This window comes from Brevibacterium sp. RIT 803 (genome assembly GCF_016892625.1).
In the GTDB taxonomy this organism is placed as follows: Bacteria; Actinomycetota; Actinomycetes; order Actinomycetales; family Brevibacteriaceae; genus Brevibacterium.
Genome location: NZ_JAFEMW010000006.1, coordinates 262989 through 282708, shown reverse-complemented (window position 1 = coordinate 282708; position 19720 = coordinate 262989). Strand labels below are relative to the sequence as shown.

The 19720-nt window shown below is 62.6% G+C and carries 19 protein-coding genes; 12 read left to right on the top strand and 7 right to left on the bottom strand.

Features of this window, described 5'->3' with window-relative positions:
- Positions 1 to 7: 7 nt before the first annotated feature.
- Positions 8 to 703 carry a hypothetical protein gene (locus JTF07_RS19270; RefSeq protein ID WP_204235791.1) on the bottom strand — a complete coding sequence of 232 codons (696 nt, stop codon included), beginning with the start codon at positions 701 to 703 and terminating at the stop codon, positions 8 to 10.
- Between the two features lie 94 nt (positions 704 to 797).
- Between JTF07_RS19270 and JTF07_RS19265 the strand changes: the two genes are divergently transcribed.
- The 5 genes from JTF07_RS19265 to holA all read left to right on the top strand — a co-directional run bounded on the left by JTF07_RS19265 (position 798) and on the right by holA (position 7346).
- Positions 798 to 2105 carry a UDP-glucose dehydrogenase family protein gene (locus tag JTF07_RS19265; RefSeq protein ID WP_204235790.1) on the top strand — a complete coding sequence of 436 codons (1308 nt, stop codon included), beginning with the start codon at positions 798 to 800 and terminating at the stop codon, positions 2103 to 2105.
- The gene (locus JTF07_RS19260) at positions 2102 to 2977 is read left to right on the top strand and encodes a DegV family protein (RefSeq protein ID WP_213018934.1); all 876 of its coding nucleotides are present in this window, start codon (positions 2102 to 2104) and stop codon (positions 2975 to 2977) included. The genes JTF07_RS19265 and JTF07_RS19260 overlap by 4 nt, the downstream gene beginning before the upstream one ends.
- A 146-nt stretch (positions 2978 to 3123) precedes the next feature.
- The gene (locus JTF07_RS19255) at positions 3124 to 4014 is read left to right on the top strand and encodes a helix-hairpin-helix domain-containing protein (protein ID WP_204235788.1); all 891 of its coding nucleotides are present in this window, start codon (positions 3124 to 3126) and stop codon (positions 4012 to 4014) included.
- A 52-nt stretch (positions 4015 to 4066) separates the two neighbouring features.
- Positions 4067 to 6298, top strand: a complete 2232-nt coding sequence (locus tag JTF07_RS19250; protein ID WP_204235787.1) for a ComEC/Rec2 family competence protein — start codon at positions 4067 to 4069, stop codon at positions 6296 to 6298.
- 64 nt (positions 6299 to 6362) lie between these two features.
- On the top strand, positions 6363 to 7346 hold the full coding sequence (gene holA / locus JTF07_RS19245) for a DNA polymerase III subunit delta (RefSeq protein WP_204235786.1): 984 nt from the start codon (positions 6363 to 6365) through the stop codon (positions 7344 to 7346).
- A gap of 87 nt (positions 7347 to 7433) precedes the next feature.
- On the opposite strand, the gene rpsT is transcribed toward holA, so the two are convergent.
- The 4 genes from rpsT to JTF07_RS19225 form a co-directional block, all read right to left on the bottom strand.
- Positions 7434 to 7694, bottom strand: a complete 261-nt coding sequence (gene rpsT / locus JTF07_RS19240; RefSeq protein ID WP_143921834.1) for a 30S ribosomal protein S20 — start codon at positions 7692 to 7694, stop codon at positions 7434 to 7436.
- Between the two features lie 215 nt (positions 7695 to 7909).
- Positions 7910 to 8275, bottom strand: coding sequence for a VOC family protein (locus JTF07_RS19235; RefSeq protein ID WP_204235785.1), 366 nt, complete (start codon positions 8273 to 8275; stop codon positions 7910 to 7912).
- 61 nt (positions 8276 to 8336) lie between these two features.
- Positions 8337 to 8933 carry a type II toxin-antitoxin system PemK/MazF family toxin gene (locus JTF07_RS19230; protein WP_204235784.1) on the bottom strand — a complete coding sequence of 199 codons (597 nt, stop codon included), beginning with the start codon at positions 8931 to 8933 and terminating at the stop codon, positions 8337 to 8339.
- Positions 8934 to 8944: 11 nt separating this feature from the next.
- Positions 8945 to 9712 carry an endonuclease/exonuclease/phosphatase family protein gene (locus JTF07_RS19225; RefSeq protein WP_204235783.1) on the bottom strand — a complete coding sequence of 256 codons (768 nt, stop codon included), beginning with the start codon at positions 9710 to 9712 and terminating at the stop codon, positions 8945 to 8947.
- Between the two features lie 172 nt (positions 9713 to 9884).
- Between JTF07_RS19225 and lepA the strand changes: the two genes are divergently transcribed.
- Complete coding sequence (gene lepA, locus JTF07_RS19220; protein ID WP_252199944.1) at positions 9885 to 11756, top strand: translation elongation factor 4; 1872 nt, start codon at positions 9885 to 9887, stop codon at positions 11754 to 11756.
- Positions 11757 to 12989: a radical SAM family heme chaperone HemW gene (gene hemW / locus JTF07_RS19215; RefSeq protein WP_204235782.1), complete on the top strand. Its 1233-nt coding sequence runs from the start codon at positions 11757 to 11759 to the stop codon at positions 12987 to 12989.
- A 128-nt stretch (positions 12990 to 13117) separates the two neighbouring features.
- On the opposite strand, the gene JTF07_RS19210 is transcribed toward hemW, so the two are convergent.
- Entirely contained in the window at positions 13118 to 13936 is an 819-nt protein-coding gene (locus JTF07_RS19210; RefSeq protein WP_204235781.1) for a DUF4870 domain-containing protein, read from the bottom strand.
- A 123-nt stretch (positions 13937 to 14059) separates the two neighbouring features.
- A complete protein-coding gene (locus JTF07_RS19205) occupies positions 14060 to 14923 on the bottom strand; it encodes a DUF3097 domain-containing protein (protein ID WP_204235780.1) in 864 nt (287 codons plus the stop codon).
- Positions 14924 to 15064: 141 nt separating this feature from the next.
- Here JTF07_RS19205 and hrcA point away from each other — a divergent pair, with 141 nt between their 5' ends.
- The 5 genes from hrcA to ybeY all read left to right on the top strand — a co-directional run bounded on the left by hrcA (position 15065) and on the right by ybeY (position 19717).
- Positions 15065 to 16135, top strand: coding sequence for a heat-inducible transcriptional repressor HrcA (gene hrcA / locus JTF07_RS19200; RefSeq protein WP_204235779.1), 1071 nt, complete (start codon positions 15065 to 15067; stop codon positions 16133 to 16135).
- A gap of 121 nt (positions 16136 to 16256) precedes the next feature.
- Positions 16257 to 17372 (top strand): molecular chaperone DnaJ, encoded by a 1116-nt coding sequence (dnaJ, locus tag JTF07_RS19195; protein ID WP_143921826.1) that lies wholly within the window; start codon positions 16257 to 16259, stop codon positions 17370 to 17372.
- A complete protein-coding gene (locus tag JTF07_RS19190) occupies positions 17369 to 18151 on the top strand; it encodes a 16S rRNA (uracil(1498)-N(3))-methyltransferase (RefSeq protein ID WP_204235778.1) in 783 nt (260 codons plus the stop codon). Before dnaJ ends, JTF07_RS19190 begins: the two co-directional genes overlap by 4 nt.
- A gap of 64 nt (positions 18152 to 18215) precedes the next feature.
- Positions 18216 to 19232: a PhoH family protein gene (locus tag JTF07_RS19185; protein WP_502710974.1), complete on the top strand. Its 1017-nt coding sequence runs from the start codon at positions 18216 to 18218 to the stop codon at positions 19230 to 19232.
- A complete protein-coding gene (gene ybeY / locus JTF07_RS19180; protein ID WP_204235777.1) occupies positions 19229 to 19717 on the top strand; it encodes an rRNA maturation RNase YbeY in 489 nt (162 codons plus the stop codon). The genes JTF07_RS19185 and ybeY overlap by 4 nt, the downstream gene beginning before the upstream one ends.
- The last annotated feature ends 3 nt before the right edge of the window (positions 19718 to 19720 follow it).

Sequence of the window (19720 nt, the reverse complement as noted above, 5' to 3'; positions counted from 1 at the left end):
ATTCGGCTCAGGCGACGAGTCCGAGTTCCAAGGCTGTCTGGTTGAATTCCCACCGAGCGGAGACGAACCTGTCACCCAAGATTTCGCCGCGGCCGCGTGCTTCTGTGTACTCTCTCCAGCCACCCTTGCGGGTGTCACCTGGACGGATCTCCCGCTTCGTCTGATCGTCAGCCAGCGGCCGCGTCTCTTCGTTGACCCAGATCGAGAGAGCCTCGGCCGCGCGATAGAGATTCATGAACGCGGTGTGCGAGCGCGAATTGTCGAAGCTGGACTTCGAGAATTCCTGCCTGAACGTGTGCAGCGGCTCGAGTTCGTCGACTTCGAGCGACCCGTAGGTCGCGTCAAGACGCAGCGACTGCACCAGACCGGCAGAATCCGGGAGCAGGTCCAGGATCCGCTGTGCTCGCTCTTCGTCGGGCAGCGCAGTGACCTCTTCGTCGACGGGGGTCAGCCCCAGCGTGTCGAGGCGCCCGCGCTCGGTGCTCAGCAGCTGGCGCAGGGAATCGATCTGCGTCTGTGCCCGCCTCCACTCGCCATGGAACATGAGCAGGGCGCCGATGACGCCCAGGCACAGAACAAGGCCGAGGATCCAGGCGATCGGATGCAGTCCGGGCACAGCGAAGACCACGATGCCCAGAACGCTGAGCACCGCGAATGTCACGGCTGCTGGTGAGTTGGTCAGGAAATCAAAGAAACGCTTCACAATTCCAAGGGTACTGTTTCAACCTGCAGATATCGTGGAACCTAGTGGCATATAGTGTGGCTGAAACGCCGGGACGTAGCAGGGAGAACACGGGTTGAAGATTTCAGTCATCGGGTGCGGATACTTGGGCGCTGTGCATGCGGCGGCTATGGCATCACTGGGACACGAGGTCGTCGGCGTCGACGTCGACGCAGACAAGATTGCGGCGCTGACCTCTGGTCGGCCGCCGTTCTTCGAACCGGGCCTGAGTGAATTGCTGGTGAAAGGTCAGAATCTCGGCAGTCTCGAGTTCACCACCGACGTCTCGCGTGTCGCAGATTCTGCGATCCATTTCGTGTGTGTCGGGACTCCGCAGAAGCCTGGGGAGTTCGCAGCCGACATCACGTATGTCGATGCCGCCGTGGATTCGCTGGTTCCCCATCTGACTTCGTCGTCGGTGGTTGTGGGTAAGTCCACGGTTCCTGTTGGCACTGCTGAGCGTCTGGCCGCTGTGCTGGCTCCCACAGGTGCGTCGATGATGTGGAATCCGGAGTTCCTGCGCGAGGGCCATGCCGTTGAGGACACACTGCACCCGAATCGTCTGGTCTACGGCGTTGCTGAGGATGAGGCCGGTGAGCGGGCTACAGCAGTTCTCGACGAGGTGTATGCGACGATGCTGGCGGACCAGACCCCACGAATGGTCACCGACTTCGCCACGGCCGAGCTGGTCAAGACCGCTGCGAACTCGTTCTTGGCCACGAAGATCTCGTTCATCAATGCGATGGCTGAGCTGTGCGAAGCCTCGGGCGCGGACGTGACTCAGCTGGCGGATGCGATCGGGATGGACGATCGTATCGGGAGGAAGTTCCTCAATGCCGGACTCGGCTTCGGCGGTGGGTGTCTGCCCAAGGACATCCGTGCGTTCATGGCGCGTGCCGGTGAGTTGGGTGCTGATCAGGCAGTGGCGTTCCTGCGTGAGATCGATTCGATCAACATGCGTCGGCGTGTGCGCATGGTCGACATTGCCCGGGATACTTTGGACGGCTCGTTCATCGGGAAGAAGATCACGGTCCTCGGTGCCGCGTTCAAACCCAACAGCGACGATGTCAGGGATTCTCCTGCTCTGGCGGTGGCGCGGCTGATCGCGACACAGGGCGGTGTGGTTACGGTGACTGATCCGCAGGCCATCGACAATGCCGCACGATCGTTTCCCGAGCTGAACTATGTGGCCGATGCCTCTCAGGCGTTGGCTGGTGCCGATGCGGTGCTGCTGCTGACGGAATGGCAGGAGTATCGGGATCTTGATCCCGTCGCCACGGCCTCGCTGGTGGCGGGCAAAGTCCTCGTCGATGGCAGGAATGTGCTGACACCGCAGGTGTGGCGCTCGGCTGGATGGACGTATCGGGCTCTGGGCCGTCCATGAGGATCGGCCTGGTCACTGATTCGACGGCCCAGCTGTCCGATGCAGAGGAAGCCACGCTGCGTGAGATCACCGGTGATCTCTTCGCCGTCGTACCCCTGACGGTGCTCGTCGGAGGGGTCGCCTTCACCGACGGGGAGCTCGCCGCTGGAGACCTGTGCCGGAAGATGGACGAAGGCGCCGAGGTGTCGACGTCCATGGCGACACCCGCCCAGTTCGCGAACGCCTATGCGACGTTGCTTGATCATGGTGCCGAGTCGATCATCACAGTGACCATGTCCGGAGATCTCTCGGGGACCCGCGACTCGGCCGTGGCCGCAGCACAGAACGAAGATTCGCTGATCAATGTCGTCGACTCCCGAACCACCTCGGCGGGACTGGCCGGTGCCCTGGCGATCGCGGCCGCCGGAATCTCGCAGGGACACGACGTGGCATCGATCGCCGGCACAGTCGCCGACTGGTGCGCGGGCGAGACCCGAACCGCATTCGCTCCTGAGACCTTGGAGCACCTGCGCCGAGGTGGTCGCATCGGCGCCGCCTCCTCACTGCTGGGCCGGGCCCTGCAGATCGTTCCGGTGCTCGGACTCAACGCCGGTGTCGTCGCTCCTGTCGCCAGGGTCCGGACACGGACGAAAGCACTGGAGCGCATGGTTGCGCTGGCCGGCGAAGCCGCGACAGAGATCGACTCCGATGAGCAGGACGTCTACGTGGAGATCCAGCACGCGGACGGTGAACCCTCCCACCCCGATGTGGTCATGTTGCGCGAGAAGATCGAAGGTGCCGGTCTGCCGACGACGTTTCGAACCTTGTCGACCATCATCACCGCCCACGTCGGCTCCGGCACGATCGGTATCACCGTCCAGACCAGACCCTGATCTCCTCACAGCAGGGCCACTCACGTTCGTTGAACTGTGGACGACGGGCCGACTGATGTGCGTTTGAGGTGTGGACCGGCGAATGGTTTCCACAGGCGGAATGTCGGCCCTGGTGCGATCGGAGCACCTGCCCTTAGCTTGTCGGCATGGCTGTCTCTCCCGATGATCGCTTCGCAGGCCTCATCAACTCCAGCGCCGAACGCGGCGGATGGGTCCCAGGAGACGTCTTCGGAAGCGACAGCGAAGGCGAAGAGGAACCGGTCGAGCCTCGCCGGGTGCGTCTGCCGATCCTCGTCGCGCTGACGGTCGCCACCATGGCTGTGCTCGTCATGGCCTTTCTCATTCTTCGCCCGGCCCCACAGCATGCCGCCAGTGGGGACCAGGAGGGCTCGGCCTCCGGAAGGAAAGCGACCTCGACCGAGACGAAGACGGGCGCATCTCCAGAACAGAACCAACCTGCTGCGGACGCAGCCACGTCTGCCGCCCAGAGCGCCGATCCCGGCACGGTCGTCGTCCATGTCACCGGGGCGGTGAACAGACCCTCAGTCGTGAGCCTGAGCGCCGGAGCCCGAGTCCAGGACGCTGTGGAGAAGGCAGGTGGACTGGAGGACCAGGCGGATGCGGAGGCCATCAACCTCGCGCGCGTCCTCCACGACGGCGAGCAGATCCACATCCCCGCCCACGGAGAGGAACGAGATCCCGGAGGCGCCGATGCCGGCAGTGGGGCATCGAAGGCGCCAGGGGACACAGGGACCGGCAGTGAGGGAGACAGCGCAGCTGATGCTCCCGGCAGTGGGGCAGACAGCGCGGTCGGTGCCTCCGGCGGTGGGGCCGCAGAGCAGGGGGCACAGGTGGATCTCAACACGGCTGATCTCACGACTCTGGAGACGCTGCCAGGAGTCGGACCGGTGACGGCGGAGGCGATCATCGCCCACCGCGAAGAACAGCCCTTCACCAGCATCGAAGATCTGCTGCTTGTCCAGGGGATCGGACCCAAGACATTCGAGAGCCTCAAAGATCGTGTCTCGGTCGGATAGGGCCCGGCACGAGCGCGCGAACTGGTCGAAGGCTCAGTGGGTGAGAGATCGTGTGAGAGCAGGCCTCCGCCGGGCTCGCTCGGTTGCGACGGTCTGGCCAGGATCCGTTCGACTGCTTATCTGCGCGCTGGGCCTGTGGATCACCGCGCTGGTGGCCCCAGGGCCATGGGCGCTCCTCGCCGCTGGGTTCCTCGTGGGTCTCGGCTTCCTCTGCCTGCGCAGACACCACCACCTTGGCGTGCTCCTCATTGTGTTCGCGTGTCTCTTCACGGTTCAGACCACGATGCTCGGTGCCGGCCGCGGAACTGAAGAAGTCACCGATGTGGAGGGCATCGTGGTCGGCCACAGCCAACCAGGGCCTTCGGGGTGGTCTCGGTTGACGGTGCTCACCTCGGGAGGCTTCACCGAGGTGCTCAGCCCTTCCGCTCCAGCTGAAGGATCGCACGTGACCATGCGCACGGAGGCTCTCGACGACATCCGCATCAGCAGCGATGATGCGACGGTCCTGCGCACACCGAACAGGCTGTGGCAGTGGCGAGGTGACCTGCGCATGCAGCTGCGGACTGATTCCCTGGCCTCAGGACACAGCGGCGGTGCACTGCTGCCGGGCCGTGTGGTCGGTGACACCGAGCCTCAGGATTCCCGGATGGAAGACGATATGCGTGTGGTGTCCCTGACTCACATTTCGGCTGTTTCAGGCAGCAATGTCACGATTGTCAGCCTCGGTGCCGGACTGCTGGCCGGACTGTGCGGGGCCGGTCCTCGGACTCGCGTCGGTGTCGGGGTACTCACCTGCATGGGGTATGTGTTCGTGGTCGGATTCGAACCCAGCGCCATCCGTGCCGCGGGTATGGCGATCGCGGTCGCCTTCGTCTTCCTTCGTGGGGGAGGGATCTCACCAGTGGCGGTGATGAGCTCGACCGTGTGCATCCTGCTCACCGTTGTCCCTGTGCTGGCGACCTCGGTAGGCTTCGTGCTCTCCGTCGTCTCGACCGCCGCAATCATGTTCGTCGTTCCGATCTGTCTGCGGCGACTGAGCCTGCGCCTGTCGATGGTCCCCGCCGTCGTCCTCAGTGCCCTCATCGTGCCCCTGGTCGCCCAACTGGCCTGCACCCCGGTCCTCGTGGCCATCGACCCCCGGATAGGGCTGTGGTCGGTGGCGGCGAACGCCCTGGCCGCGCCCGCAGTCCTGCCCGCCACCGTCCTCGGGTTCCTATCGCTGGTGTGCGGGGGGCTCGGTCTCATCGGAGTCCCCGGACTGATGTGGTGTGCTCAGATTCCCGCCTGGCTCGGCTCTCTGTGCGCATGGTGGATCGTCGCGGTGGCCAGGATCTGTGCTGGGCTGCCCGGAGCTGCCCTCGACTGGCCCGAACCGCCGTGGGGGACACTGGCCGCGCTCGGACTCCTCATCGTGCTGGGTGCAGGGTCCTGGCTGCTGGTGCGCAGGAAGCTGTGGGGAGTCCCGGTCGTCGTCCTCTGCATCTGCCTGACCGCACTGATCATCGTGGTCGGTCGGACGAAGCCACCGGCACACGATTGGTTGGTGATGATCTGCGATGTCGGGCAGGGCTCGGCAACGCTGATCAACCTCGGCGAGGGCCGTGGCCTCGTCATCGACACAGGCAAGGACCCGAAGCCCGTCGATGTGTGTCTCGACGAGGGCGGGATCGAGGAGTTCGATCTCGTCATCTCCCACTTCGACGCCGATCACAGCGCCGGGTATGCCGGAACCACCTGGTCGCGGACCCTGCACCGCCTGTGGGTGTCCACCAACGCCTACGGGGGAGAGGAGATGCACAGTATTGTCGAGGACACCGGAGCCGAGGTGGTCCCGACAGCGCGTGGACGCACGTTCGACGCCGGTGGGGCTCAGATCGAGGTGCTCTGGCCACCTGCGCGAGAGACCGCGGGGGCAGAGGGGACCGAAGTGCGCAATGAGGACTCACTGGTCCTCAGGGTCGAACAGAAGGGACTGAGCTACCTGGTCCCTGGCGACATCGGAGAGGACGAACAGTTCATCGTCGCCCAGAATCTCGAACCCGTCGACGTGCTCATCGCACCCCATCATGGCTCCTCCGACCTGTCCGAGGACTTCTTCACCGCTGCAGGCGCTCGCCTCGGAGCGATCTCAGTGGGGGAGAACAGCTACGGCCATCCCACCCCACGAGCCCAACGAGCCTTCGGCCCCGTCCCTGTTCTGCGCACCGACCTCTGCGGCACCATCGCCGTCTATGCGAACGCTGCGTACAGCACGGGGCGAAGCTGTGGCGGTGATGGACAGTGATTCCCACGCGTAGGCTCCGGCCACTGCCGCGCATCGAGTCCGTGGCTAACGATAGGCTTGGCGCATGGCAGTGAAGAAGACCCTGATCCCGTGGAGTTCCGCGAAGCCCGCGCCCGTAGTGATGATCTCCGGAAACGAGCCGGTGCTCATCCGCATGGCCAAGGATCGGATCGTCGCTGCCGCGCGGAAGTCCGACCCTGAGGAGATCGAGTTCGACGCCGCCGGATACCAGGGCGGAGAGCTGCTCATGGCTGCCTCTCCCTCATTGTTCTCCTCCTCCAAGCTCATCGTCGTCGACAGCGTCGAGAAGTGTTCGGAGGCATTCTTGGCAGACGCGCTCGCCTACCTCGATGAACCCAATGACGATGCCGTCGTCCTGCTTCTTCACGGAGGCGGCAACCGAGGCGCCAAATTGGTCAAGAAGATCGAGGCGAACGGATTCCCCCGGGTCGATGCGGCTCCGCTGAAGAACGAGAGCGACCGCGCCAAATTCGCCCAAGGACGATTCAAGGCTGCAAAGAGGCAGATCGACGAATCGGGGATGGCCGCGCTCATGTCTGCACTCGGGGCCGACCTGTCCGAACTCAATGCCGGGGTCGACCAGCTCATCGAGGATACCGGCGGAATCATCACCTCGCAGATCGTCGACCAGTACTACGGCGGTCGAGTGGAGGCCACCGGCTTCAAAGTCGCCGACGCCGCAGTCGGAGGCGATGCGAAGAGCGCGCTGAGCCTCCTGCGCCACGCATTGTCGACCGGATCCGATCCGGTGCCCCTGGTAGCCGCGGTCGCGATGAAACTGCGGTCGATGGCCAAGGTCCAGGGATTCTCGGGATCGAGCGGCGAGCTCGCCTCGGAGCTGAAGATGGCTCCCTGGCAGGTCGACCGCGCCCGGCGCGAGGTGCGCCGGTGGAACGAAGTCGCCTTGGGGCAGTCATTGATCGCGGCAGCCGAAGCCGATGAAGCCGTCAAAGGCGGAGGCCGTGACCCGGTGTATGCGGTCGAATGGTTCGTCTCCGAAGTCTGCCGGCTGGCTCGTCAGCGCTGAGCGGAGAACAGACTCTGAATGGTGAATAGATGAGGGGCCCGATCCAAACGGATCGGGCCCCTCGAAGCTATAGCCTCAGTGATCGACTCAGAGAGCGTTGATCTGCGTGGCCATGCGCGACTTGCGGTTCGCAGCGTTGTTCTTGTGCAGAACACCCTTCGAAACAGCCTTGTCGAGCTTACGGGCGGCAACAGCATAAGCCTGCTGTGCTTCGTCCTTGTTGCCGGCAGCAATGTTCTCGCGGACGACACGGATATGTGACCGAACCTCGGACCGCACAGCTTTGTTGCGCTGGCGAGCCTTCTCATTGGTTTCAATCCGCTTGATCTGTGACTTGATATTAGCCAATTTCAACACTCTTTCGTGTTAGTGGAACATGGTCGTGAGGGCACACCTGACCGACATACTCATCTCCGCGGGGAAACACATCGATGATATCGAGCCTGATGGCATCTTCACCCGACCTCAGCGAGACACACGCCTTTGATGAAGATACTCTCTCAACGATACAGGCTGATCCCGTCAGGCAGAAATTCAATCCGCGTGAGTCACACGAGTGAGCATCAGCTGTCTACGTGTGTGATGGCGAGGATACTTCCGGCCGGGTCCTCGATCACCGCGAACTGATCATTGTGAACAAGAACCTTGCCGCCCAGAGCAGTGCATCGTTCCGCGCTGACTGCGACATCGGCGACGTTGATGTAGACGAGCCAGACTGGCGGAAGCGGTGCATTTGCGCCGCGCCGGTGGCATATACCGCCAACATAGTCGGCACCGTCTGCAGTCTTGAGGAAGTAGTCGGAGTAGCCCTCCATATCCCACTCTTCGACAGTCCATCCGATCACATCTGTGTAGAAGTCACGAAGTGGGCCGGCCTCGGGGACTGTCAGGTCCGCGGAAACGATTGTGCCTATCCTGCGACTGTCCATGATCGAATTCTCAGTGGGGGAGACGATCCTGTCAATGCTGTGTGTTGATGGACGAGTAGGCTCAGCCGGCGGCGACGTTCCTGCCGATCTGCTCGAAGATCGCGCGGGGCATGATCGATCCTTCTCGACGGATGGACTGCGGATCGAGTCGGATCACACGGTCGAGGCGAATCTCGGAGGGCCTGCCCTGTGAGTCCCAATCGCCGCTGCCGATGTTCATCCACCGGGCATGGCGGTCTTCGCGAACCTCGCCGACTCCACCGGAGATGTGGTCCTGGCTGGTGAGCATGAGCGCGAGCACCCAACGACCGTCCTTGCCCACGACCAGGGAAGGGCGATCCTTGCCCTGGGAATGATCTTCTTCGTAGGGGACCCATCCCCAGACGACCTCTCCCGGATCGGCATCGCCGTCGAGATCGGGTGAATAGGCGACATTGACTGGACCGCGGTAATCACCCGGGTAGTCGCTCTGACTCGCCGAGGCGGGGTCGGATGACCGCGCATCGGTCCCTCCAGCTCCGCTTCTTCCAGGACCGTTCGGGCGCGGGCCCGACCCCTGCGAATCCGCTTTCTTCTTCGCCTGTGATTCCTTGAGGAATTTGAAGCCTTCGTTGACGCCGATCTTGACGACGCGATTGACCAGTGATTTCCAACTCATGGTCACTAAGCCTAATCGACGTAGCTCAGGACCGCCTCGACCGGAAAGTGGTCGGAGGGGTATTCGCCGTCAGCGGAGAAGGTGTTGATCCGGGTCGACACGGTCCGCAGGTCCGATGTCGTCAAGATCCAGTCGATCCGGCCATCTCCGTCCTTCGGGCCCTTGTAGCGGTGGAAGGTGCCGATGTTCTCACCCGGGACGACTGCCCCGGTGTCGGTGAGTCCCAGCTCAGTGCAGAAATAGTCGTAGACGGGAGAGCCTGTGGCAACGTTGAAGTCTCCAGTGACCACGGAGGGGCCGGTTGCCGCGGCGAGATGGCCGCCCATGATCTTCCCTGATTCCAGACGAGCCTCCTCAGACTTGTGATCGAGGTGAGTGTTGAGTAGGCGCAGCGACTGCCCGGCGATACGGTCCCGAAAGTCAACCACTGTCAGCGTCCGGGCGTGTGAGACACCCCAGGATTCGGAGGCGACCGTCTCCGGATGTTCGGACAGCCAGCTGATGTCGACGGTCTCGACGTCGAATCGCGATGAGTCGTAGATGACCGCGGTGAACTCACCCGAATTGCCGCCCGAATGCCCCTCACCCAACCAGATGTACTCTCCGGGAAGCAGGCTGATGAGTGTCTCGAGCTGATCGAGCTCACCCTCTTGCGTGCCGATGATATGAGGGTGAGCCTGGGTGATGAGCTCGGCGGCGATGGGCAGGCGCTTGGCCACGGGATGGCCGTCCAACGCCGGATATCTGAGGTTGAAGCTCATGATCGAGAAATCGCTCATGGCTCAATCTTCGCCGATCGCCGTCGAATGTGCAGGATCGACACTGGGTTCTCTGTGAGTTCGAGTCGGTGAGAAGAAGCTGTGGCCGCATGCACCGGGGCGCGGAGGATTCCAGTCTGGTGCGCAACCCATGGAACAATGGAAGTTCTGGTCTGTCGAAGGAAGGGCGTTCATGTCACCTCAGGTGAAGCCGCAAGCACTCGAACGGATTTCGCCGTCCGCTACATCACCCGAGTTGATCCGCAATTTCTGCATCATTGCCCATATCGACCATGGAAAGTCGACCCTGGCTGACAGGATGCTCCAGGTCACCGGGGCGGTTCAACCCCGCGATATGCGAGCTCAGTACCTCGACCGGATGGACATCGAACGCGAACGCGGAATCACGATCAAGTCCCAGGCCGTGCGCATGGCCTGGGAGAACGAGGGCACTCCCTTCGCTCTCAACATGATCGACACTCCGGGGCACGTCGACTTCAGCTATGAGGTCTCCAGATCCTTGGCCGCCTGTGAAGGTGCGCTCCTTCTCGTCGACGCAGCACAGGGCATCGAAGCCCAGACTCTGGCCAACCTCTACATGGCCATGGAGAACGATCTCGCGATCATTCCCGTCCTCAACAAGATCGACCTCCCCGCTGCACAGCCCGAGAAGTACGCGGAGGAGCTGGCCAACCTCATCGGCTGCGAGCCCGAAGACTGTCTGCTGGTGTCGGGCAAGACCGGCGAAGGCGTCGACGCGGTCCTCGATCGCATCATCTCGGACATTCCTGCGCCTGTCGGCGACGCCGATGCACCGGCGCGAGCGATGATCTTCGACTCCGTCTACGACACATACCGGGGCGTCGTGACCTACGTGCGCCTCATCGACGGTTCGCTGCATCCGCGTGAGAAGCTGACGATGATGTCGACAGGCAGCACCCACGAGCTTCTCGAGATCGGCGTCTCCTCACCGGAGCCGAAGGCCACGAAGGGCCTGGGCGTCGGCGAAGTCGGATATCTCATCACCGGCGTCAAAGACGTGCGCCTGTCCAAGGTCGGCGACACGGTCACACTGAGCTCTGCACCGGCCACGCAGGCGCTCGAGGGCTACAAGGAACCTAAGCCCATGGTCTACTCCGGGCTGTTCCCGATCGATGGATCGGACTACCCGGTCCTTCGCGATGCCCTTGACAAGCTCAAACTCAACGATGCTTCCCTGGCCTACGAGCCAGAGACCTCGACTGCGCTGGGCTTCGGCTTCCGCTGCGGATTCCTCGGACTTCTCCACCTCGAAGTCCTGCGTGATCGCCTCGAACGCGAATACGACCTCGACCTCATCTCCACCGCACCCAGCGTGATCTACGACGTCACGATGGAAGACGGATCGGAGATGGAGGTCACGAACCCGAGCGAGTATCCGACCGGCAAGATCAAAGAGGTCAGGGAACCCATGGTCCGGGCCACCATCCTCACCCCGAGCGATTACATCGGCGCGGTGATGGAACTGTGCCAGACGCGTCGCGGCAGTCTTCAGGGAATGGACTATCTGTCCTCGGATCGGGTCGAGATCCGGTACCGACTGCCCCTGGCCGAGATCGTCTTCGACTTCTTCGACCAGCTGAAGTCGAAGACCAAGGGCTACGCGACCCTCGACTACTCAGATGACGGCGAAGACGCAGCGGACCTGGTCAAGGTCGACATTCTGCTCCACGGCGATCAGGTCGATGCCTTCTCCGCGATCGTCCACCGCGACAACTCCTACTCCTACGGTGTGCTCATGGCCGGCAAGCTGCGCAAGCTGATCCCGCGCCAGCAGTTCGAAGTGCCGATCCAGGCTGCCATCGGTTCTCGCATCATCGCTCGTGAGACCATCCGCGCCATCCGCAAGGATGTCCTGAGCAAGTGCTACGGCGGAGACATCAGCCGTAAGCGCAAGCTGCTGGAGAAGCAGAAGGAAGGCAAGAAGCGGATGAAGGTCGTCGGCAACGTCGAGGTCCCTCAGGAAGCCTTCATCGCTGCTCTGTCCTCGGATGATCCGGAGCCCAAGAAGGAATCCAAGAAGTAAGTGCCCGCACAACCGACTGGTGAGACTCCACCGCTTGACGGTTCGCTGCCGGCCTCGGTCGGGGTCGGCGCGGCCTCTCGCGGGCTGAGCCTGTACGTTCACGTCCCCTACTGTCGGGTCCGCTGCGGCTACTGCGACTTCAACACCTACACTGCAGAGGATCTGGGGCCCGGCGCCTCCCGCGACGACTACCGCAGCAATCTTGCCCGCGAGCTTGATCTGTCGACTCGTGTTCTCGCCGAGGCAGGGGCCGCCGACCGTGCGGTGACGACGATCTTCTTCGGCGGGGGTACCCCGACGATGTTGGCCGCCGAGGTGCTGGCCGGGGTGATGGATGACATCCGCGACCGCTTCCGGTTGGCATCGGATGTTGAGGTCACGACCGAAGCGAACCCCGACACGTTGGACCCAAGCTACATTGCAACTCTTGCCGCAGCCGGATTCACGAGGATCTCCTTGGGCATGCAGTCGGCTGTGCCCCATGTGCTCGCGACCCTGGACCGCACACACGATCCGGAGAAGATTCCGGATGTGGCGAAATGGATCAAGGAGGCCGGCCTGGAACTGAGCCTCGACCTCATCTACGGCACACCAGGGGAGTCCATCGATGATTGGCGCCGGTCACTTCAGGTGGCGCTGAGCAACGACGTCGATCATGTCTCCGCCTATTCGCTCATCGTCGAACCCGGTACGAAGATGGGTGCCATGGTTCGCCGAGGTGAACTGCCGGTGCCCGACGAAGACGACCTGGCCGACAAATACGAGATCGCCGATGCCGCCATGGAGGCGGCTGGTCTGCACTGGTATGAGGTCAGCAACTGGTCGACGTCAGCGCAGACCCGCTGCGACCACAACATGGCCTACTGGCGCAATGCCGATTGGTGGGGCTTCGGACCCGGAGCTCATTCGCACATCGGCGGAGTGCGGTTCTGGAACGCAAAACATCCCCGTGCCTGGTCCGACCGGCTGCTTGCAGGTGAGTCGCCTGCCATCGGACGTGAGGTGCTGGACGCATCCACCCAGGAGATCGAGCGGATCATGCTCGCGGCTCGCATCGATTCGGAGCTGCCTCTGGACACCTTGGGCCAAGGCAGTGACAGGGCGATCACGGGTTTCGTCCAGCAGGGACTTCTCGATGGAGACGCCGTGGATGAAGGCCGCTTCGAACCTACGTTGCAGGGCCGGCTGATGGCTGACTACATGGTTCGCATCCTCACGGATTACGTGGACTGAACCGAGACTACGTGGACTGCACCACGACCATGTGAACGGAACCGAACGCAGAGAAGCCGCTGTCATCGATTTCGATGGCGGCGGCTTCTCTATGCTGAAATGACAGTCAGATCATGTGCCGGATCTGATCACTTCACGAATTCGAAGGTCAGTGGGATCTTGTAGCCCTCTCCCTTGTTCCCTGCCACAGCGGCGATGATGTAGAGCACCGTGTAGACGAGCGGGACGAGGAATGCCAGGAAGTAGACGAAGAATCCGAGACCGAAGGTGACGAGAGCGAGGACGAAGCCGATGACCATGAACACGATGACGGCCGCGAACGTGGCGATGCAGTTCGTGATCATTGCATTGAGGCCCTGTCGCGAATGTTCGCGCACGTAAGGCGATTCGTTCTTCTTTACGAGGAACATGATGAGGGGAAGGAACCAGACGAAGATCGACCCGATATGGGTCCATAGGACCGTGGTTCTCTCGGTCTGGCTGGCCTGCCAGAACATCTCGGAGCCGGGGCCGTAGGCATTCTCCGGAAGCATTCGTGAGTCGAACAGCGCCGGATTTCCGATTGGCTGCCCCGGTCCGTAGCTGTGTGCCTGCTGACCATAGGATTGCTGAGCATACTGCTGACCCTGGCCATACTGCTGCTGACCGCTGTAGGCCTGCTGTGATCCGTAGCCTGGCTGTTGCTGCTGCGAGGCATAACCCGGCTGCTGCGAACCGTAGCTCGGCTGCTGTGATCCGTACGCTGTCTGCTGTGCACCAAAGCCCGGCTGAGCTGGCTGGCTCTGCTGCGAACCGTAGTTCTGCGAAGCGGGGTTCGGCTGCTGGGAACCGTAGCCTTGGTTCTGCTGGCTGTAGGGCTGTTGGGGTCCAGAGGCCTGAGAATAGTTCGGCGGCATTGGACGCGACTGGTCAGGGCCGTTGTTCGGCTGCTGGGGGTTGTCAGACATGTGGGTCCTTTCAGAGCTTCTGGACATTCACACTATCGGAAATGCCCTGACGCCGAATTGGGGAAAGCCCGAATTCTGTAGCAGATCGATCACATTCGACCGCGGCCATAGCCGACGGAAATCTCAGCCGACGGTGACGAAGTCGATGAGCTCTTCGACTCGGCCCGAGAGTGTGGGTTCGACATCGGCTATGGTGCTGACCTTGCCCAGGATGCGCACCCAACCGCGGGCAACATCCCGGTGGTCGGCGTGCGGCCAACCGATACGTCTCAGGATTCCCGTCTTCCAATCCTCACCACGGGGGACGACCGGCCATTCCCTGATGCCGACGACATGAGGCTTCACCGCCTGCCAGATGTCGACATAGGGATGACCGATGATGTGGACGACGTCGCGGTAGCGGGGATCAGCACGCACCGCCTCGGCGATCTTGGATTCCTTGGTGCCGGACACGAGGTGGTCGGCGAGGACACCGACGCGGTGATCCTTGTCAGGACCGAACGCCGCGAGCTTGTCGGCGACATCGTCCAGTCCACCCAGCGGTTCGACGACGACTCCTTCGATGCGCAGATCGTCGCCCCAGATCTTCTCGACGAGCTCGGCATCGTGTTTGCCTTCGACCCAGATGCGGGAACCTCGAGCCACCCGGGCACGAGCATTGCCGACCGCACGTGAGCCCGAAGCCGTGCGACCGGGAGCCGATTTCTTCTTAGTCGGAAGTTTGACGTCGACGGGTCTGCCCTCAAGCAGGAAGCCAGGACCCAGGGGGAATGCGCGGACCTTGCCTGTCCGGTCCTCAAGATTGACGACGACCCCGGCGGTGGTCTTCTCGGCGCCGACGACGGCGCCGACATATCCGCTCATTGCGTCTTCGAGAACCATTCCGAGACCCAGTTCAACAGGTGTGGACTTCTTGGGCCGGTGCGAGGAAGGAGAGGAACCTGCCAGCACATCGTGCCCGTAGCGATCAAAGGTATTCACGGTCAACCACCCTAATCAAGGACGTGATGCGATGGGTGCAGACCCGCTGGGGCAGGCCCGAAAGTGAATTCGGAATGCAAGAGGCGTAGAATTGGCACTCAAAGCAGATGAGTGCCAAATGCGGTGCCGAACGAAGGAAGGGGACGAATGAACGACAGCAGGCGAGCACAGGTTCTGCGTGCGATCGTCGAAGACTTCGTCGCCACCAATGAACCCGTCGGGTCGAAGGCCATCGTTCAGCGCCACACGCTCGGCGTCTCTCCGGCCACGATCCGCAATGACATGGCCCACCTGGAGCAGGAGGGCTACATTGCGCAGCCTCATACCTCCGCTGGTCGAATCCCGACTGATCTCGGCTATCGGATGTTCGTTGATCGCATCGACGACTTCAAACCGCTCACACACGCTGAGCGGCGTGCGATCTTCCAGCTCATCGATGGCAACGGGGACCTCGATGACATGCTCGACCGCACGGTGCGGGTCCTCTCGGGCCTGACTCACCAAGTGGCGCTGATCCAGTACCCGACAGTTTCGCGTGCCACGATCAAGCACATCGAGGTAGTGGGTCTTGGCCCCAACCGCATCCTCGTCGTCCTCATCACCGACGCAGGTCAGGTCGAGCAGAAGATCGTGATCACGCCGGGCGTCGTCGACGATGAGTCGCTGCGCGGAATCCGCGATGAGGTCAACTCCGAATTCTCCGGTCAGAAGCTGTCGAGAGTCGTGGGCACAGTCACCCCTCGTGCTTCGGCTCAGAACGATGACGGCACCCAGGCGGAATCTGTCGTGGGAGCCGGCGCTGTCGGAACGGACGCCGCCGCGGCACTGGTACAGGTCCGCTCCGCCGTCACCGATCTCGTCATCGCCACGCGTGAAGAGCGCATCATCATGGCAGGCACGGCAAACCTGGCTCGCTCCGGCAGGGAGTTCGGTGAGAAGATGGCACCGATCCTCGAAGCTTTCGAGGAGCAGGTCGTACTGCTCAAGCTGTTGACGTCGATGGCTGAGGACCAAGAGGAGATCAGCGTTCGGATCGGTCGTGAGAATACTCACGAGTCGTTCAGCTCGACATCCCTCGTGGCCGCCGAATATGGTCATGACGCGGGGTCCACCGCGCGATTGGCAGTGCTCGGGCCGACCCGGATGGACTATCCTACGACGATCACAGCTGTCCGGGCCGTGGCGAAATACGTCTCCTCCGTCCTCGACCAGGGCTAGATGAACCGACACCAGAGCACTCAGCACAGCGCGAACAAGCAGCACAGCGTGACCAAGCACCACACTGCGAACAGGCACGATAACGCGAACAACGCACACCACCAGGGAGAGAGAAGTTTCTGTGGCCGATCACTATGAAACACTCGGAGTGTCCAAAGACGCTTCGGCGGCTGAAATCAAATCGTCGTACCGAAAGTTGGCCCGGAAGTATCACCCCGATGTGAACCCGGGACACGAGGACGAGTTCAAAGCCATTTCCCTCGCCTACGATGTCCTCTCCGATTCGGAGAAGCGCCGGAACTACGACATGGGCGGCGGCGAGAACGGACAGGGATTCCCAGCCGGTGGCGGCTTCGGTGGCTTCGGCGACATCTTCGAGACCTTCTTCGGCGGGGGAGCCGGATCGGCCGGCGGTCCGATGCCGCGCACACAGCGCGGCAAGGACGCACTCGTGGGAGTCGACATCGATCTCGAGACCGCCGCGTTCGGTGGGAACATCGACCTCGATGTCACCACTGCCGTCGTCTGCGACACCTGCTCAGGTGCCGGAACCCAGCAGGGCACATCCGTTGAGACATGCTCCCTGTGCCACGGTGCCGGCAGCGTTCAGCGCATGACCCGGACGCTCCTGGGCCAGATGGTGACGAACCAGACGTGCAACTCCTGTCACGGCTTCGGCACCGTCATTCCCAACCCCTGCCTCAACTGCCAGGGTGACGGTCGGGTCCGCAAGCAGCGGACCATGAAGATCCGCATCCCCGCCGGCGTCTCCGACGGAACCCGCATCCAGCTCTCATCGCAGGGCGAAGTGGGACCCGGCGGCGGTCCTGCCGGTGATCTCTTCGTCGAGGTCATGGTCTCCCGCCACGAAGTCTTCCAGCGCGACGGTGACAACCTGCGCGCCTCCGTCTCCGTGCCGATGACCGCAGCCGCTCTGGGGGCGTCGATCCCCTTCGACACCTTCGACGGATCACAGGAACTCTCGATCGAAGCCGGCATCCAGTCAGGCACCGTCATCAAGCTTCCGGGACTCGGCGCCACCCGACTGCGTTCGGAGACCCGAGGCGACCTGCTCGTCACGGTGGACGTGTTGACGCCGGACAAGCTTGACGATGAGCAGAAGGAACTGCTGTCACAGCTGGCGACTCTGCGTGAGGAAGAGACCCCTCGCGCTCAGATCACCACCCAGAACCGCGGTATGTTCTCCCGCATGCGTGAGAAGTTCGCCGGTCGGTGAGCCTTCCCGTCTTCTTCTCGACTCAGGTCGCCGAGGCGGCCGCCGGTCAGGTGCTCACCTTCGGTGAGGACGTGGCCGGCCACGCGGTCCGAGTCCGCAGACTCGGGCCCGGGGACGAACTCGAAGTCGTCGACGGATCCGGCACCCGCGTACGCGGAACGGTATCGGCCGCCTCGGCGAACCAACTCGGACTGCACGTCGCCTCGGTGGCTCACACCGACGAAGACCAGCCGCGGTTGGTCCTCGTGCAGGCTCTGGCCAAGGGCGACCGCGATCTGCAGGCGATCGAAGCCGCCACGGAGATCGGAGTCGACGAGGTGGTCCCTTGGGCCGCCGAGCGCTCGATCGCCGATTGGCCCGCGAAGAAGCGCGACAAGCTCGCAGCCAAGTGGGACAACGTTCTGCGGGCAGCATCCCTGCAGGCCAGGCGATCCCGCTTCCCTCTGCGCCACGACCTGGTCCGCGGCACCGGCCTGGCGTCGATTCTGACCGAGACAGATACCGTCTACGTCCTCCATGAGGCCGCCGAGCAGAAACTGTCGCAGGCTCTGAGGGACTCGGGACCAGCGAACACCTCGGTCGTCGAAGACTCCTCGGCCGCAGACTCTGCACGCATCGTCCTCGTCGTTGGGCCCGAAGGCGGGATCAGCGACGCTGAGCTCAATGCACTCGCAGCCATCGGTGCGAAAGCCGTGCTCCTGGGACCCACGGTTCTGCGGTCGTCGTCGGCCGGAGCGGCCGGACTCGTCATGGCTCAGAATTCATTGGGCCGTTGGTGACGAAGGCGACTACGATGGAAACACGCAATTGCAGTAATCCCACAAGTACGAACAGTCACTAAGGATCATTCTGGACACCTCCACTCATCCCACGAACTCTGTGAACAACACACCTGCCGAAGAAGCTGCATCGGACACAGTGCGTCTCGTGATTCCCGACTCCATCGATCTGGTCGAGTTCTTCGGGCCGGGGGAGTCGAACCTGCGGAAGCTCGAGCGAGTATTCCCCGACCTCGACCTGCACGTGCGCGCCAACCAGGTCCAGGCCAACGGCGAGCCGACGCAGGTGGCAGCCTTCGTCTCCGTCATCGGGGAGCTCAAGAAGCTGCACGGCTCCGGCCACCGCATCAACGAGGAGACGATCGACCGGGTGGCGTCGTTCTCCTCGGAGGGCAAAGCCGCCTCGGCGGTGATGGGAACGAACATCCTGTCCACCCGCGGAAAGTCCATCCGTCCCAAGACGATGGGCCAGCACGACTATGTCAAGGCGATCCGCAACCATACGATCACCTTCGGCATCGGTCCAGCAGGTACGGGCAAGACCTACCTGGCGATGGCCATGGCCATCAACGCATTGCAGCACAAAGAAGTCTCACGCATCATTCTCACCCGCCCAGCGGTTGAGGCGGGGGAGAGCCTGGGCTACCTGCCTGGAACGCTGAACGAGAAGATCGACCCCTATGTGCGGCCCCTCTACGACGCCCTGCACGACATGGTTGATCCGGAGTCGATTCCGCTGCTCATCGAAACGGGGACCATCGAGGTCGCACCGTTGGCATACATGCGCGGCCGCACCCTCAACGATGCGTTCATCATCCTCGATGAAGCGCAGAACACGACCGGTGAGCAGATGAAGATGTTCCTCACCCGGCTGGGCTTCGGCGCGCGGATGGTCGTCACCGGTGACGTCTCTCAGATCGACCTGCCAGGCAAGACCCGCAGCGGTCTCAACCTTGTCCAGGACATTCTGACCGGAATCGACGACATGGAATTCTGCCACCTCGGCAGCAAGGATGTCGTCCGCCATCAGCTGGTGACGAAGATCGTCGATGCCTATGACCTGTGGGGAAGCACCGAGTGAATACCGAGATCTCAAACGAGACAGACGAAGCAATCGACCTCGACGAGGTCGTGGCTCTCACCGAATACCTGGGCCAGGCTCTGCACATGCACGCCGGCGCGGAGCTCGCAGTCACGATGGTCGATGCGAAGGCGATGGAGGAACTCCACGTCACCTGGATGGACCTCGACGGTGCCACCGATGTGATGTCGTTCCCGATGGACCAGCTCACACAGGGACAGGCCGGGGCTCCCACCGAGGGCCAGATGGGTGACATCATCATCTGCCCCGAGGTGGCCGCCGCCCAGGCCTCGTCCTCGGGACATTCGACCATGGACGAGGTGCTCCTGTTGACCGTCCACGGATTCCTGCACCTGCTCGGATACGACCACGGTGAGCCTGAGGAGAAGGAGGAGATGTTCGCCCTGCAGCGGCATCTGCTGCTCACCTTCTTCGCTGCCCGCTACGACGGTCGCACCGACATCCCTTCTCCCACTGAGGTCTGAGCC

Bases quoted from the DNA above. Each gene is read 5' to 3' on its own strand.
- hrcA (WP_204235779.1), top strand. From the start codon at position 15,065: ATGAACGACAGCAGGCGAGCACAGGTTCTGCGTGCGATCGTCGAAGAC.
- JTF07_RS19260 (WP_213018934.1), top strand. From the start codon at position 2,102: ATGAGGATCGGCCTGGTCACTGATTCGACGGCCCAGCTGTCCGATGCA.
- JTF07_RS19235 (WP_204235785.1), bottom strand. From the start codon at position 8,275: ATGGACAGTCGCAGGATAGGCACAATCGTTTCCGCGGACCTGACAGTC.
- JTF07_RS19230 (WP_204235784.1), bottom strand. From the start codon at position 8,933: ATGAGTTGGAAATCACTGGTCAATCGCGTCGTCAAGATCGGCGTCAAC.
- JTF07_RS19255 (WP_204235788.1), top strand. From the start codon at position 3,124: ATGGCTGTCTCTCCCGATGATCGCTTCGCAGGCCTCATCAACTCCAGC.
- JTF07_RS19210 (WP_204235781.1), bottom strand. From the start codon at position 13,936: ATGTCTGACAACCCCCAGCAGCCGAACAACGGCCCTGACCAGTCGCGT.
- lepA (WP_252199944.1), top strand. From the start codon at position 9,885: ATGTCACCTCAGGTGAAGCCGCAAGCACTCGAACGGATTTCGCCGTCC.
- holA (WP_204235786.1), top strand. From the start codon at position 6,363: ATGGCAGTGAAGAAGACCCTGATCCCGTGGAGTTCCGCGAAGCCCGCG.
- JTF07_RS19225 (WP_204235783.1), bottom strand. From the start codon at position 9,712: ATGAGCGATTTCTCGATCATGAGCTTCAACCTCAGATATCCGGCGTTG.